This window comes from Stenotrophomonas sp. TWI273 (assembly GCF_039674765.1).
In the GTDB taxonomy this organism is placed as follows: domain Bacteria; phylum Pseudomonadota; class Gammaproteobacteria; order Xanthomonadales; family Xanthomonadaceae; genus Stenotrophomonas.
The window spans coordinates 55,803-70,537 of sequence record NZ_JBDJOA010000004.1; the positions used below are offsets into that span (position 1 = coordinate 55,803).

A 14,735-nucleotide genomic window follows, 5' to 3' on the forward strand; every position below is an offset into this window, starting at 1 on the left:
CCGTCGCGTGAGACCCATGATCGCGTGGTTGCCGGCCCGCGGCCGGCATTACCGGGCCGCTGCCAGCGCTTTCGACTTGGCGTACAGCCGTTCGGCCTGCTTCGCGTCGCCCAAGGCGGCATACGTTTCTGCCAGGCTGTCCCAGGCATTGGCCGAGCGCGGGAACAGCGTCGCGTTGAAGGCGAACAGCGGCAGCGCGGTGGCATGGCCCAGGTTCTCGGCCACCGCGTAGCCCACGCGGTTGATGTCCTGCTCCAGCATCGGCTGATCACCGCGCCCGGTAGTGATGAGCCACTGTTTCAACGCGGTTGTGCGTGCGGCCGTCTGCGGCTCCAGTGCGTAGGTGATCAGCCTTTCCGACAAGGCCTCGCGAGGGAACTGCATCGGGGCCACCACCGCCATGGTGCTGTCCACCAGCGTGCGCGACCACACATTCGTCGCACTGCCGTTGGTGAGGTAGATAAAGCTGTAGGTATCCCCGCCCAAGCCGTCCAGGAAGGCTATCCGTGCACGTACCCGCGTGCCACCGTCATGCCCCACGAAGCGGTACTCGCCGCTTTCTTCGAATTCCCAACCGGTGGAGAAGCCGCTGCGCCGTCCGTTGTCCAGCAACTGTGGCTGCCACAGCTGCTGCAGCGTGGCACGCCCCACCAGCTCACCGCGGGTCAGGGCCATCAGGAAGCGGTCCAGATCACCGACGGTGGTATGCAGTGCGGCATGCCCGTAGGCATAGGATGGCCAGGCGATGTCGTCTTCGCGCTGCAGGGCGCCCTGTTTGCCGATATAGGCGATGGCAATGGCGTGCGGCACATCCGTTGCCGGGCCCAGCGAGGTGTGCGTCATCGACAGCGGACGAAGCACGCGGTCTTGGACGATCTGCGCATAGGGCTGCTGGTACTGCGCTTCCAACAGCGCGGTGAGGACCAGATAGTTGGTCTGCGCATACCGATTGGCAGTGCCCGGCGTGAACTGCAGTGGTGCGCCGGCGAGTGCCTTGAACACCTCCGCCGCCGTGGTCGGGAAGCGGTTGCCCTGCGAGGTGATCACCTCACCTTCCCGATACTGGAAGTACTCGGGAACGCCGGACGCATGGTTGAGGAACTGCCGCACGGTGATCGCCTGCCAGGGCTCGGGCAGATCGGGAAGATAGCGGCTGGCCGGTGCATCCAGCTCGACCCTGCCGGCCTCCACCCGTTGCATGACCAGAGCGCTGACCAGCAGTTTGGCCAGGGAGTAAGCATTGAACACCGTTTCGGCGGTCACCGCCCGATGCGTGGTGACGTCGGCCTCTCCGGCGACGGCCTGCGCGAGAAGCGCGCCGTTGTGCCGTATCAGCACCGACTGCCCGGCGATGCCATAGCGCTCCGCGTTGGCATGGAGCTGCCGGGAGATCCGAGCGTCGAGGTCAACGGCACGAGCGGCGCCGGACGGTGTCGATACCGCGATCAGCAGGATGGCTACACAGGCGAAACGACGCATTGCGGGCATCCCCGTAGGTAAGCCAGCACAGTAGGAAGCGTGGGTACGCCGGTCAATGCGACGGAAGTCACCCTGACCATCACAAGGCCCCGGCACGCGGCCGGGGCCGACCCATATCAGCCCAGAATCCCAGGCAGATCCAGGCCCTTGTCCTTCGCACACTCCACCGCGATGTCATACCCCGCGTCGGCATGCCGCATCACGCCCGTGGCCGGGTCGTTCCACAGCACGCGCGCGATGCGCTTGGCCGCGGCTTCGGTGCCATCGCAGACGATGACCATGCCCGAATGCTGCGAGAAGCCCATGCCGACGCCGCCGCCGTGGTGCAGCGAGACCCAGGTGGCACCGCTGGCGGTGTTGAGCAGGGCGTTGAGCAGCGGCCAGTCGGAGACGGCATCGGAACCGTCCTGCATGGCCTCGGTTTCGCGGTTGGGCGAGGCGACGCTGCCCGAGTCCAGGTGATCACGGCCGATCACCACCGGCGCCTTCAGCTCGCCATTGGCGACCATCTCGTTGAAGGCAAGGCCCAGTCGATCACGATCGCCCAGGCCGACCCAGCAGATGCGCGCGGGCAGGCCCTGGAACTTGATCTTCTCGGCGGCCATGTCCAGCCAGCGGTGCAGGTGCGGGTTGTCCGGGATCAGTTCCTTGACCTTGGCATCGGTCTTGGCGATGTCCTCCGGATCGCCGCTCAGCGCGGCCCAGCGGAACGGGCCGATGCCGCGGCAGAACAGCGGGCGGATGTAGGCGGGCACGAAGCCGGGGAAGTCGAAGGCATCTTCCACACCTTCTTCCAGCGCCATCTGGCGCAGGTTGTTGCCGTAGTCCACGGTCGGTACGCCGAGCGAGTGGAAACCAAGCATGGCGCGGATGTGGTTGGCCATCGATTCGCGCGCGGCCGCTTCCACTTCCTTCGGTGCGGAGACGCGCTTGTCGTCCCATTCTTCCACCGTCCAGCCCTGCGGCAGGTAGCCGTTGACCGGGTCGTGCGCGGAGGTCTGGTCGGTCAGCAGGTCCGGCTTGACGCCGCGGATCAGCAGCTCGTCCAGCACGTCGGCGACATTGCCGAGCAGGCCGACCGAGAGCGGCTTCTTCGCGGTGCAGGATGCCTCGATCAGGCGCAGCGCTTCGTCGAGGTCGTCGGTCCAGGTGTCCAGATACCCGGTGCGCAGACGCATCTCGATGCTGCTCTTGCGGCATTCCACCGCCAGGCAGGAGGCGCCGGCCATCACCGCGGCCAGCGGCTGTGCGCCGCCCATTCCACCGAGCCCACCGGTGAACAGCCACTTGCCGGCCAGGCTGCCGTTGTAATGCTGGCGGCCCATTTCCACGAAGGTCTCGTAAGTGCCCTGCACGATGCCCTGGGCGCCGATGTAGATCCAGCTGCCGGCGGTCATCTGGCCGTACATGGCCAGGCCCTTCTTGTCGAGCTCGTTGAAGTGGTCCCAGTTGGCCCAGCGTGGCACCAGGTTGGAGTTGGCGATCAGCACGCGCGGGGCATCGACGTGGGTGCGGAACACGCCGACCGGCTTGCCGGACTGCACCAGCAGGGTCTGGTCATCTTCGAGCCGCTGCAGGGTCTCGATGATTTTGTCGTAGCTCTCCCAGTCGCGCGCCGCGCGGCCGATGCCACCGTAGACCACCAGCTCCTGCGGGCGCTCGGCCACGTCCGGGTGCAGGTTGTTCATCAGCATGCGCAGCGGGGCTTCGGTCAGCCAGCTCTTGCAGGTCAGCGTGGTGCCGGTCGGGGCGAGGATGGTGCGGGTGGAATCGAGACGGGTCATGCAGCACTCCGGGACGTAGCGAAGTCGAGACAGGCATCGAGCACCTGCTGCAGCGTGGCGCGCAGCGGGGCGGCGTGATCGGGATCCAATGGCGTGGGCCAGCTGTGCTCATCCACGGCCTCGGGCTCGTGCATGTAGCCGCGGCAGGCCAGCTCCATCTGCAGCGTATGCACGCCGCCGGGGATGTCGCTGTAATGGCGGGTGATGTAGCCGCCCTTGAAGCGGCCGTTGCGCACATGGCTCATGCCGCTCATCGCGCACAGGTTGTCGACCACGTCGGTCAGCGCGTTGTCGCAGGTGGTATCGCCGTTCGTGCCGAGGTTGAACTGCGGCAGCTGGCCATCGAACAGGTGCGGGATGTGCGAGCGGATCGAGTGCGCGTCATACACCACCACGGTGCCGTGCAGGGCACGCAGGCGCGCGATCTCCGCGGCGAGGGCGTCGTGGTAGGGCGCGAACCAGGTATCGCGGCGGCGCGCGATTTCCGCTTCGTCCGGGCCGTGGCCATCGCGGTACAGCGGCTGGTTGTCGAAGGTGGTCAGCGGGCACAGGCCGGTGGTGTTCTGGCCCGGGTACAGCGAGGTGCCGCTGGGGTCGCGGTTGACGTCGATGACCGAGCGCGACACCGCGGTGCGCACCGTGGTGGCGCCCATCTGCTGCGCGAAGCCGTACAGCTCATGCACCCACCAGTCGGCGTCGCGGCGGGTCAGCCACGGCGACACGAACTGCGCGGCCAGTGCATCGGGCAGCTCGGTGCCGGTGTGCGGGAAGCTGACGATCAACGGCACATCGCCGCGGTGGATCTGCAGCCAATCCGGTGGGGTCGTCATGCCAGCGGCTCCAGCGGCGGCATGATGTCGGCCAGCCCTTCAGCCAGCACGCCACTGCGCACCAGGTCGGTCGCGGCCACCATGTCCGGGTGGAAGTAACGGTCGTCTTCCAGCGTCGGCACCTGTGCGCGCAGGCGCTGGCGCACCGCTTCCAGCGCATCGCTGGAGCGCAGCGGGGCATGGAAATCGCAGCCCTGTGCAGCGGCGAGCAGCTCGATGCCGATCACATTGGCCGCGTTCTCGGCCATCGCCATCAGGCGGCGTGCACCGTGCGCGGCCATCGAGACGTGATCTTCCTGGTTGGCCGAGGTCGGGATCGAGTCGACGCTGGCCGGGTAGGCGCGCTGCTTGTTCTCCGAGACCAACGCCGCGGCGGTGACCTGCGGAATCATGAAACCGGAATTCAAGCCGGGCTTCGGGGTGAGGAAGGCCGGGAGCCCGGACAGGGCCGGGTCGACCAGCATCGCGGTGCGGCGCTCGCTGATCGAGCCGATTTCGCACACGGCCATCGCCAGCATGTCCGCCGCGAAAGCGACCGGCTCGGCGTGGAAATTGCCGCCGCTCAGTGCCTCATTGGTATCGGTGAATACCAGCGGATTGTCGGACACGCCGTTGGCTTCGATCGCCAGCGTGGTGGCGGCCTGGCGCATCACGTCGAACGCGGCGCCCATGACCTGCGGCTGGCAGCGCAGGCAGTACGGATCCTGCACGCGCACGTCGTTGTCGCGGTGCGATTCGCGGATTGCCGAGCCCTGCATCAGGGTGCGCAGCGCGGCGGCGGTGGCGATCTGCCCGCGCTGGCCACGGATGCTGTGGATGCGCGGATCGAACGGGGTGTCCGAGCCCTTGGCCGCTTCCACCGACAGCGCGCCGGTGACCAGCGCCGCGCGGAACACGGTATCGATCGCGAACAGACCGGCCAGTGCATAGGCGGTGGAGTACTGGGTGCCGTTGAGCAGCGCCAGGCCTTCCTTCGCGCCCAGTACCAGCGGGGCCAGGCCGACCTTGGCCAGCGCCTCGGCCGCCGGGAGGCGCTCGCCCGACACGAAGGCTTCGCCCACGCCGATCATCACGCTGGCCAGGTGCGAGAGCGGGGCCAGATCGCCGGAGGCACCGACCGAGCCCTGGCACGGAATCACCGGAATGAAGTCGTGCTGCAGGAAGGCTTCCAGCAGGGCCAGCGTCTGCGGGCGGATCCCCGAGGCGCCCTGGGCGAGGCTGGCCAGCTTCAACGCCATCATCAGGCGCACCACCGGTGCGGGCATCGGCTCGCCGACGCCGGCGGCATGCGAAAGCACGATATTGCGCTGCAGGGTTTCCAGGTCGTCGCGCTCGATGCGCACGCTGGCCAACTTGCCGAAGCCGGTATTGATGCCGTACACCGGTGCGCCCTTGGCGACGATGTCGGCCACGGTCTGCGCGCTGCGCAGCACGGCCGCGGCCGAGGCCGGGTCCAGCCGCACCCGCGCGCCGTCATGGATCGCGCGCCATTGCGCCAGCGTGACGGCGCCGGGGTGCAGGGTCAGGGTAGTGCTCATGAAATCTCCAGACATCACTAGATTCAGACGGGTTGGCCGCGCATCACGCGGCCGTGCAGGGGGTTGAAACCCATGCGGTAGACGAGGTCGGCAGGCGCCTCGATGTCCCACAGGGCGAGGTTGCAGTCCAGGCCGACGGCGAGCCGGCCGATCCGGTCCTGCCGGCCAAGGGCGCGCGCCGCTTCACGGGTGAAGCCGGCGATGCACTCCGCCACGGTCATGCGGAACAGGGTGGCGGCCATGTTCATCGCCAGCAGCGGGCTGGTCAGCGGCGAGGTGCCGGGGTTGGAATCGGTGGCCAGCGCCAGTGGTACGCCGGCCGCCCGCAGGTCGGCGATCGGGGGCAGGGTGGTATCGCGGGTGAAATAGAACGCGCCCGGCAGCAGCACCGCCACGGTGCCGGCGCTGCGCATCGCGGCGATGCCGTCGGCGTCGAGGTGTTCGATATGGTCGGCCGACAGTGCGCCGTGACGTGCCGCCAGGGCGGCACCGTGCTGGTTGCTGAGCTGCTCGGCATGGATCTTGATCGCCAGCCCGTGTTGCTGCGCGGCGAGGAAGACCTGCTCGGCCTGTGCGGCGCTGAAGGCGATGTTCTCGCAGAACACGTCTACCGCCTCGGCCAGCCCGGCCGCCGAAACGGCCGGAATCATGACCTTGCAGACCTCGTCGATGTACTCCTGCGCTTCGCGGCCCGGCGGGATCGCATGCGCGCCGAGGAAGGTCGGCACGATCTCGACCGCGCGCTGGCGGCCCAGTTCGCGCGCGACGGTCAGCTGCTTGGTCTCATCGGCCAGGGTCAACCCGTAACCGGATTTGATCTCGAGCGTGGTGATGCCTTCGGCCAGCATGGCGTCCAGCCGGGGCAGGCTCGCGGCGAGCAGGTCGGCCTTGCTGGCGGCGCGGGTGGCCCGCACGGTGGAGACGATGCCGCCGCCGGCGCGGGCGATGTCGGCATAGCTCACGCCCTGCAGGCGCTGCTCGAACTCGCCGGCGCGGTTGCCGGCATAAACCAGGTGGGTGTGGCAGTCGATCAGGCCGGGGCTGATCCAGCGCCCGGCGCAGTCGATACGCTGGACCGGCTGCAGGTGATCGGCAGATCCGGCCGCACCGACATGCACGATGCGCCCATCGGTCGCGGCGATGACGCCCTCCTCGATCACGCCCAGGCCCGGGCCGTCGACGGTGATCAGGTTGGCGTGGTACCAGAGGGTGTCACAGTGCATGGCAGCAACCACATCGGTGTATATGTCTATACAATATAGACGCCTCTTCCGGGATGTCCAGTGATGCCAGCCACCCCCGCACCGATCCTTCGTTTCCACGCCGCTCATGCGCTGCTGCCACATGGCTGGGCGCGCGATGTGCGCATCCTCAGCCAGGGCGGCAGGTTCATCGAGGTGACCGAAGATGTGTCGGCCGCGCCGGGCGATACCGCGTTGGCGATCGCGGTGCCGGGCCTGGGCAACCTGCACAGCCACGCTTTCCAGCGCGGCATGGCCGGACTGACCGAGATCGGCGGCAACAGCGGCGACAGCTTCTGGAGCTGGCGTGAGCTGATGTACCGCTTCCTCGCGCATCTGCAGCCCGAGGCCATGCAGGCGATCGCCGAGCAGGCCTATGTGGAAATGCTGGAATCCGGCTTCACCCGGGTCGGGGAGTTCCATTACCTGCACCATGGCCCGGACGGCGCGGCCTATGCCAACCGTGCCGAGATGGCCGAGCGTATCGCGGCCGCTGCCCGGTCCAGCGGCATCGGCCTGACCCTGCTGCCGGTGTTCTACGCGCATGCCGATTTCGGCGGCGCCGCGCCAAATCCGGCCCAGCGCCGGCTGATCCACGATGTCGACGGGTTTGCTGAACTGCTGCAGGGCTGCACGCGCGCGCTGCAGGACCAGGACGATGCGGTGCTCGGTTTCGCCCCGCATAGCCTGCGCGCGGTGACCGGCGAGGAATTGTCGGCGTTGCTGCCGCTCAATAGCGGGCCCGTCCACATCCACATCGCCGAACAGACCCGCGAGGTCGATGCCTGCGTCGCCTGGAGCGGCATGCGGCCGGTGCAGTGGCTGTACGAACACGCGCCGGTGGATGCGCGCTGGTGCCTGGTGCATGCCACCCACATCACCGAGGCGGAGATGCAGCAGATCGTCGCCAGCCGTGCGGTGGCCGGGCTGTGCCCGATCACCGAGGCGAACCTGGGTGACGGCCTGTTCCCGATGCAGGCCTTCGCACGTGCCGGCGGCCGGTTCGGCGTGGGCTCGGATTCCAACGTGCTGATCGACGCGGCCGAAGAGCTGCGCCTGCTCGAGTACGGCCAGCGCCTGCAACTGCGCGGGCGCAATGTGCTGGCCCCGGGCGATGGGCAGTCCACCGGCCGCTGGCTGTACGAGCAGTCGTTGAACGGTGCTGCACAGGCGCTGGGCGTGACCACCGGGCTGCAGGCCGGTGCGCCGGCCGACCTGGTCGAACTCGATCCGGACCACCCGGCGCTGATCGCCCGCGACGGCGACGCCTTGCTTGACAGCTGGGTGTTCGCCGCACGTAATGGCGCCGTGCGATCGGTGTGGCGCCAAGGGCGCCAGTGGGTCCGTGATGGTCGCCACCCGCAACGCGAGGCGGTGGCCGCACGGTTCGCCGCGGCACTTCGGCCGTTGTTGAGGGTCTGATCAGACCCTCCCATGCAGGAATCCAGAGTGACGGGCAAGAAAGCAGCAACCCTCAATCAGCGCATCCGTGCTGATCTGGAAAGCCGCATCCTCAGTGGACAGTGGGAGCCTGGCTTCCGCATCCCCTACGAACACGAGCTGATGGAGCAGTACGGCTGCTCGCGGATGACCGTGAACAAGGTGCTGACCGCGTTGGCCGAGAGCGGCATGATCGAGCGCCGCCGCCGTGCGGGCTCGTTCGTCGCGCGCCAGCCGCCGCACCTGGAACAGGTGGCGCTGGAGATTCCCGACATCGCGATGGCGGTCGAAGCGCGTGGGCACGTCTATGGCTACCAGCTGCTGGAGCGTGCCTACCGGCGACCGCGCGAGCAGGTAGCGGAGGAAACCACCCTGGCCGGCGGCGAGAAGCTGCTGGCGATCCGCTGCCTGCACCTGGCCGATGGCCGGCCGCTGGCGCTGGAGCACCGCCTGATCAGCCCGGTCGGCGTGCCGGAGGTGTTGGCGGTGGATTTCGAGACCACGGCGCCGGGCAGCTGGCTGCTGCAGAACGTCTCGTGGACACGCGCCCAGCACCGGATCAGTGCCTGGGGCGCGGATGAGGCGGCCGCCACGCTGCTGCAGGTCAAACCCGGCACGGCGTGCCTGGTCATCGACCGCCTTACCTGGCGCGGCGAGCAGCCGATCACCTGCGTGCGGCAGATGTTCCTGGGCGATGCCTACGATCTGGTTGCCCGTTTCTCGCCGGGCGCGCGCTGAGCCTTACAGTGTGGTGCACTGCCGCCAGCGGACCGGCTCATCCACGCCGGGGCGCGGGTTGAGCTGGATGCGCACGGTGCGCAGCGCCGGGTAGCGGGTCACTTCCTCGCAGATCAGCGGCCAGATCGCATCGATTTCGCCGGTGCGGTTGATCGCCAGCGTCTGCCGGGTCAGCCAGATGCCACTGGCCACGCCGGGGCGGCTGGCCACGTTGCGTGACAGTTCCTGCTGATAGCGGTCCAGCGTGGCGTCGTCCGGGTTCGCTTCCATTGCAGGCGGGGCGGCGTCGGCAGCGCGGCCAGCGGTCTCGGGGGCCGCGGGGGCCGGTGTCGCAGGCGTGGGCTGGGTGCCGGCCGGCGCGGGTGCTTTTGCTGCAGCCGGCGCGGCCACCCCGGTTTCGTCGTCGGCCCACTCCGTTTCCAGCCCGGCGGTCAGCGAGCCCAGCCCGACCATCAGGCCCAGCGTCGCCGCGCCCAGTGCCGCGATCGAGATACGGCGGAGAGCTTCGCCACGGGCACCGGCCTCGACACGGGCCTCCATGTCGCCCGGCAGGTAGGGTTTCAGCAACGGCCACAGCAGCGGGCCATCGAGGACCTCGACGCTCTGTTTTTCAGCGGCGATGCGTCCATCGCGCTCGACCTTGCCCTCGGTGATCAGGATGCCGCCACGCGCACCGGCCAGGCGCGCGGCGGCGCCCAGTTCGTTCACCGCCGCCGTGCCGATCCGGTAGGCGCGCCCGTGCTTGCAGGAGAGCAGCCAGCGCTGCGGCCCGTCGTGCATCAGGAAATCGCTACGGGGTTCGCGGCTGTCCACGGCCTCGTCCGGCACGTCCTGCAGCCCGCGCTGCTCGTGCATCGCGCGCCGCACGATCAGGGAAAACTCGCGCCAGTGCATGCCGGCCAAGGCATTCAGGCCGAGCTGGGTCTCCTTGCGCTTCCGTTTGATCAGCCAGAAGTAGGCCGTGGCCAGGAACCAGACGATGAGGGCCAACAGCAGGGCCAGAATCCAGGAGAGCATGCAGGGGGATATGAACAGGGAAGTGCGATAGACAGTTTATATGCGCCTTTGCACGTCAGCGGCGCGTCGTTTTCGAGCCGGTTCGCATCCGGCGGTCACGTCGGTGACGGCCGTCTCACTTTGCGGGGCCTTGCGGTAGCAGCGCCCACAAAAAACCCGCCAATCCAGAGCCGTGAGGGGAGGGAACAAACGGCGGTGGAAGCGATTGGCGGGTCGATTTCGATTGTCAACAAAGTCGTGCTGCTTTGCAACAAACGTGGTCGGATCAGTTCAGTCAGGCGTCGGAGGTCGGCGACTGGTGCGTACCCGGCGACGGATCGGCCGACGGCGAGGCGTTGCGGGCCTCGGCACGGTTGACCCGGGTGTTGAGCGCATCGATCCGGGCATTGAGCGCGGCGACATCCTCGGCGGTCGGGATGTGCAGACGCTTCAGCACGCCCTGGACCCGGTCATCGAAGGCCTTCTCGACCTTGTCCCAGGTGCCGCTGGCCTTTTCACGGGCCTCGCCGAGGTGTTCCTCGACATTGTCGCGCCAGCGCGGTGTATCGCCGGTCTGCTCGCGGTTGCGGGCCTCGATGTTCTCGCCTTCCTTGACCAGGTTGTCGAAGACACGGCTGCCTTCGGCCTGCGCACGCCCGAAGGCGCCCAGACCCGCCAGCCATATCTGCTGGGCCGAATCGGTCAGCTTGCGCGAGAAGCGCTCGGCCTGATCCTGCAGCGAGGGCTTCTCGCCGGGGATGCGATCGTCGAAGTCGTTGGGTGAATGCATGGGGCGATCCCTTGGGTGGACACCCTTGGATCGTATGCATCGCCGGCTTCAAGCGGTGTGATGGCCGGCGCCTGTGCAGCGCCGGGCCGGGCGTCGGTTCAGCCGAGCTTTTCCTGCAACACGCGCTGGATCTCGCTTTCCACCATGCCCTTCATGGCCGAGAGCAGGAAGCCGAGCTTGGCGGTGACCTGCACCTGGCCGGGCTGCAGCGCGATCGCGCCGTCCACGCCGGAGCCGCTGAAATTCAACACGTCGCCCACCCAGTTGGACTGCAGACCGAAACGCTCGGACAGTTTGGCGGCGACTTCTTCGATGGCTTTGCGCGCATTTTCGGCGGGCAGGGAGTGGGCGTGACGGATATCGATGGTGGACATACAGCCTCCTGGCGGACAACGGCGCGGATTTGGGCGTGCATTGTGCGCATCCTCAGGCACAACTCCAAGGTCTGCGTCACACTTCTTCTTCCCTGACATTCAACCTGCTAGGCTGCGCCGCGTGCAGAACCTGCTAGTTCACTTTACTCAACGCCAACATCCCGACCAGCCCCTGCGGCCCGGGGTGCGGCGCATCGTGCGTCATGCATCGGGCACCGTCCGGCTTTGCGATGACGCCCCCGGCACCTTGCTGCTGGCCCAGTTCTGCCTGGATGACCGCGGCCTGTGGCTGCAGGTCGCCAACGGCATCCGCGGCATCCACGTCAACGGCCGCCCGGTGCGCCGGATGGCGCTGCTGCGCGCCGGCGACGCCGTCTACGCCGACGGCGTGGAGATGGTGGTGCAGGGCGATTGCGAAGCTGTCGCGCACGCGCCGCCACGCAGCGATGATGGCGGCGACGACCAGCGCCTGTTGCGCGGGGTCGGCGGCCAGCACCACGGGCGCAGCTTCACCCTGGATCGTCCGCGCGTGATCGGGCGGGGGCCGGAGGCGGACATCGTCATCGACGACCCTGCCTTCGCCGAACAGCACGCCCGCCTGGAGCAGCATGGGGAGCGCCTGCTGCTGCGCGACCTGGGCGCCGGCGAGTCCACGCGGGTCAATGGCGTCACCGTTCGCCATTGCTGGCTGCAGCCGGGCGATCAGCTGGTCTTCGATGCCCAGCACCGCTTCGTGCTCGAAGTCCCACACGACGGCCGCAAGCGCATCGTGATCGACGAAGAGGACGACGGCTTCGAGGCACGCCAGCGCCCGGAACCGGTGGCTGCGCCCAAACGGGTGAGCCGCTGGCCGTGGCTGTTGGCCAGTGCGTTGCTGCTGGCCGCAGCGCTCAGCGGCCTGCTCTGGTTCGGGGCGCGGTAAACGTCATCGCATCCGCGCTGACGCCCCGTGATTTGCTACGCAAACCACGGGCCCCCGCGTGACATTGCTTCCAGACCCCGCCGCGTCGCGGCGCCCCCTGACTCAGGGGGCTCGCCTCCAGACATATGGCGGTGGCTCTGCCAGACAGCCGGACCCTGGATAGATTCGTTTGCAACCAAATTCGCCTTGTCCTGCAAGGCCTAAAGGCTGGTGCGCTGCGGCATACTAGGGGTCTTGCCCCATAGGTGTGACATGACGCGCGCGTTCAATTTCAGTGCCGGCCCTGCAACGTTGCCGGAATCGGTCCTGCGCCAGGCGCAGGAAGAGATGTTGGAGTGGAACGGCGCGGGCGCCTCCATTGTCGAAATGAGCCACCGCGGCCCGGAGTTCATGGCCGTCGCCGCCCAGGCCGAGGCCGATCTGCGTCGCCTGATCGGCATCCCGGACGACTACGCGGTGCTGTTCCTGGCCGGTGGCGCGACCACCCAGCAGGCCCTGCTCGCACTCAACTTCGCCCAGCCCGGGCAGACCGTGGATTACGTGCTCACCGGGCACTGGGGCAAGACCGCGATCAAGCAGGTCAGCCCTTACGTCACGGTCAACGTCGCCGCGAGCAGCGAAGCCAATGGCTTCCACGACATCCCGGCGCGCGCCGGTTGGCAGCTCTCCGATGACGCGGCCTACGTGCACATCACCGCCAACGAAACCATCCACGGCGTCGAGTTCCGTGACACCCCGGACGTGGGTGACGTGCCGCTGTTCGCCGATTTCAGCTCCTCGATCGCCAGCGAGCCGCTGGATGTCAGCAAGTACGGCCTGATCTATGCCGGCGCGCAGAAGAACCTCGGCCCGGTCGGCGTCTCGGTGGTGATCGTGCGCCGCGACCTGCTCGAGCGCAGCGGCCAGCCGCGTGCGGACATCTTCGATTACCGCTCGCACGTCGCGCGCGATTCCATGCTCAACACCCCGCCGACCTGGAGCTGGTACCTGGCCGGGCTGGTGTTCCAGTGGATGCTGGCCGAAGGCGGCGTGGAAGAATTCGCCCGCCGCAACGCGGTCAAGTCGGGCCTGATCTACGGGGCGATCGACCAGTCCGGCGGCTTCTACCGCAATGAAGTCGTCCCGGCCGCACGCTCGCGCATGAACATCCCGTTCTTCCTGCCGGATGACACGCTCAACGCGCGTTTCGTCAGTGAATCCAAAGCGGCCGGCCTGCTGGCGCTGAAGGGCCACAAGGCGGTCGGCGGCATCCGCGCCTCGCTGTACAACGCCATGCCGGTGGAGGGCGCGCAGGCGCTGGCCGCCTTCATGCGCGATTTCCAGCAGCGCAACGGCTGACGCATTCGTTTTTCCCGGGGCGCTCGCCGCCCCACCGCAATTGGAACCCAGATGGCCACCAAACCCGCCAAGCCCAAGGCTGCCAAGCCAGCGCCGACCCCGCCCAAGGCGGCTGCCCCCGCGAAGAAGGCCAAGGCCGCCAAGCGCGATGCCGCGCCGGCCGTTGCCGCGCCCGTGCTGTCGGACGTGCGCGCCAAGATCGACCATATCGACCGCAGCATCCAGGCGCTGATCGCCGAGCGCGCCAACTTCGCCCACCAGGTCGGCAAGGCCAAGGGCAAGCTCGCTGCCGCCGTGGATTACTACCGCCCCGAGCGCGAAGCGCAGGTGCTGCGCATGGTGGTGGACCGCAATGAGGGCCCGCTCAGCGATGAAGTGCTGGTCCACGTCTACCGCGAAATCATGTCGGCCTGCCTGGCCCAGCAGGAGCCGCTGAAGATCGGCTACCTCGGTCCGGAAGGGACCTTCAGCCAGCAAGCCGTGCTCAAGCACTTCGGGCGCTCGGCGCTGGGTCTGCCGCTGGCCAGCATCGAGGAAGTCTTCCAGGAAGTGGAAGCGGGCAACGCCGATTTCGGCGTGGTGCCGGTGGAGAACTCGGGGCAGGGCACCATCCAGATCACCCTGGACATGTTCCTGACCTCCAACCTGAAGATCTGTGGCGAAGTGGAGCTGCGCGTGCAGCAGTACCTGATGTCGCGCAGTGGTCGGCTGGAGGATGTCGAGCGCGTGTATGGCCACCCGCAGTCGTTCATGCAGACCTCCTCGTGGCTGCGCGCCAACCTGCCCAAGGCCGAGAAGATTCCGGTCTCCAGCAACGCCGAAGGCGCGCGCCGCGCCCGCAATGCCGATGACGCCGCGGCGATCGGCGGCGAGAGTGCCGGGCATGTGTACGGCCTGAAGAAGGTGGTGACCAAGCCGATCCAGAACGATGCGGACAACACCACGCGCTTCCTGGTCATCGGCCGCAACATCTTCCCCACCTCCGGCCACGACCGCACCTCGGTGCTGGTGTTCATCCACGACAAGCCCGGTGCACTGTTCGACGTGCTCAGCCCGTTCGCGCGGCATGGCATCAGCATGAACCGGATCGAGTCGCGCCCCTCGCACAACGCCAAGTGGGAGTACGGCTTCTTCATCGATCTGGCCGGCCATGTCGACGACGAGGCGATGCAGGCGGCCCTGGCCGAACTGAAAGCCCACTCGGCGCAGATCAAGATCCTCGGCTCCTATCCGGTCGCCGTGCCCTGATCCGAACGGCGCAGCCG

The 14,735-nt window shown here is 67.8% G+C and carries 13 protein-coding genes; 5 read left to right on the top strand and 8 right to left on the bottom strand.

All coding sequences use genetic code 11. The features are described 5' to 3' along the window. Positions 1–48: 48 nt before the first annotated feature. The 5 genes from ABE571_RS06675 to hutI all read right to left on the bottom strand — a co-directional run bounded on the left by ABE571_RS06675 (position 49) and on the right by hutI (position 6,854). Positions 49–1,479 carry a serine hydrolase domain-containing protein gene (locus ABE571_RS06675; RefSeq protein WP_346493410.1) on the bottom strand — a complete coding sequence of 477 codons (1,431 nt, stop codon included), beginning with the start codon at positions 1,477–1,479 and terminating at the stop codon, positions 49–51. Between the two features lie 116 nt (positions 1,480–1,595). Beyond that, the gene (hutU, locus tag ABE571_RS06680; protein WP_346465926.1) at positions 1,596–3,263 is read right to left on the bottom strand and encodes a urocanate hydratase; all 1,668 of its coding nucleotides are present in this window, start codon (positions 3,261–3,263) and stop codon (positions 1,596–1,598) included. Next, on the bottom strand, positions 3,260–4,093 hold the full coding sequence (hutG, locus tag ABE571_RS06685; RefSeq protein WP_346493411.1) for an N-formylglutamate deformylase: 834 nt from the start codon (positions 4,091–4,093) through the stop codon (positions 3,260–3,262). Before hutG ends, hutU begins: the two co-directional genes overlap by 4 nt. Further along, complete coding sequence (gene hutH / locus ABE571_RS06690) at positions 4,090–5,631, bottom strand: histidine ammonia-lyase (protein WP_346493412.1); 1,542 nt, start codon at positions 5,629–5,631, stop codon at positions 4,090–4,092. Before hutH ends, hutG begins: the two co-directional genes overlap by 4 nt. 23 nt (positions 5,632–5,654) lie before the next feature. Continuing rightward, on the bottom strand, positions 5,655–6,854 hold the full coding sequence (hutI, locus tag ABE571_RS06695; protein ID WP_346493413.1) for an imidazolonepropionase: 1,200 nt from the start codon (positions 6,852–6,854) through the stop codon (positions 5,655–5,657). A gap of 63 nt (positions 6,855–6,917) precedes the next feature. On the opposite strand from hutI, the gene ABE571_RS06700 reads away from it, so the two are divergent. Both ABE571_RS06700 and hutC read left to right on the top strand, forming a co-directional pair. After that, a complete protein-coding gene (locus ABE571_RS06700) occupies positions 6,918–8,294 on the top strand; it encodes a formimidoylglutamate deiminase (protein ID WP_346493414.1) in 1,377 nt (458 codons plus the stop codon). Between the two features lie 27 nt (positions 8,295–8,321). Next, positions 8,322–9,050: a histidine utilization repressor gene (hutC, locus tag ABE571_RS06705; protein ID WP_313210751.1), complete on the top strand. Its 729-nt coding sequence runs from the start codon at positions 8,322–8,324 to the stop codon at positions 9,048–9,050. Positions 9,051–9,053: 3 nt separating this feature from the next. On the opposite strand, the gene ABE571_RS06710 is transcribed toward hutC, so the two are convergent. The 3 genes from ABE571_RS06710 to ABE571_RS06720 form a co-directional block, all read right to left on the bottom strand. Beyond that, complete coding sequence (locus tag ABE571_RS06710) at positions 9,054–10,067, bottom strand: restriction endonuclease (RefSeq protein WP_346480785.1); 1,014 nt, start codon at positions 10,065–10,067, stop codon at positions 9,054–9,056. Between the two features lie 274 nt (positions 10,068–10,341). Continuing rightward, entirely contained in the window at positions 10,342–10,836 is a 495-nt protein-coding gene (locus ABE571_RS06715) for a phasin family protein (RefSeq protein ID WP_313210755.1), read from the bottom strand. Positions 10,837–10,934: 98 nt separating this feature from the next. Continuing rightward, the gene (locus ABE571_RS06720) at positions 10,935–11,210 is read right to left on the bottom strand and encodes a polyhydroxyalkanoic acid system family protein (protein WP_313210757.1); all 276 of its coding nucleotides are present in this window, start codon (positions 11,208–11,210) and stop codon (positions 10,935–10,937) included. Between the two features lie 121 nt (positions 11,211–11,331). Here ABE571_RS06720 and ABE571_RS06725 point away from each other — a divergent pair, with 121 nt between their 5' ends. From ABE571_RS06725 to pheA, 3 genes are all read left to right on the top strand, one after another. Continuing rightward, the gene (locus tag ABE571_RS06725) at positions 11,332–12,132 is read left to right on the top strand and encodes an FHA domain-containing protein (protein ID WP_346480786.1); all 801 of its coding nucleotides are present in this window, start codon (positions 11,332–11,334) and stop codon (positions 12,130–12,132) included. A 252-nt stretch (positions 12,133–12,384) separates the two neighbouring features. Further along, on the top strand, positions 12,385–13,470 hold the full coding sequence (gene serC, locus ABE571_RS06730; protein ID WP_346493415.1) for a 3-phosphoserine/phosphohydroxythreonine transaminase: 1,086 nt from the start codon (positions 12,385–12,387) through the stop codon (positions 13,468–13,470). 51 nt (positions 13,471–13,521) lie between these two features. Beyond that, the gene (pheA, locus tag ABE571_RS06735; RefSeq protein ID WP_102787963.1) at positions 13,522–14,718 is read left to right on the top strand and encodes a prephenate dehydratase; all 1,197 of its coding nucleotides are present in this window, start codon (positions 13,522–13,524) and stop codon (positions 14,716–14,718) included. Positions 14,719–14,735 lie beyond the last annotated feature (17 nt).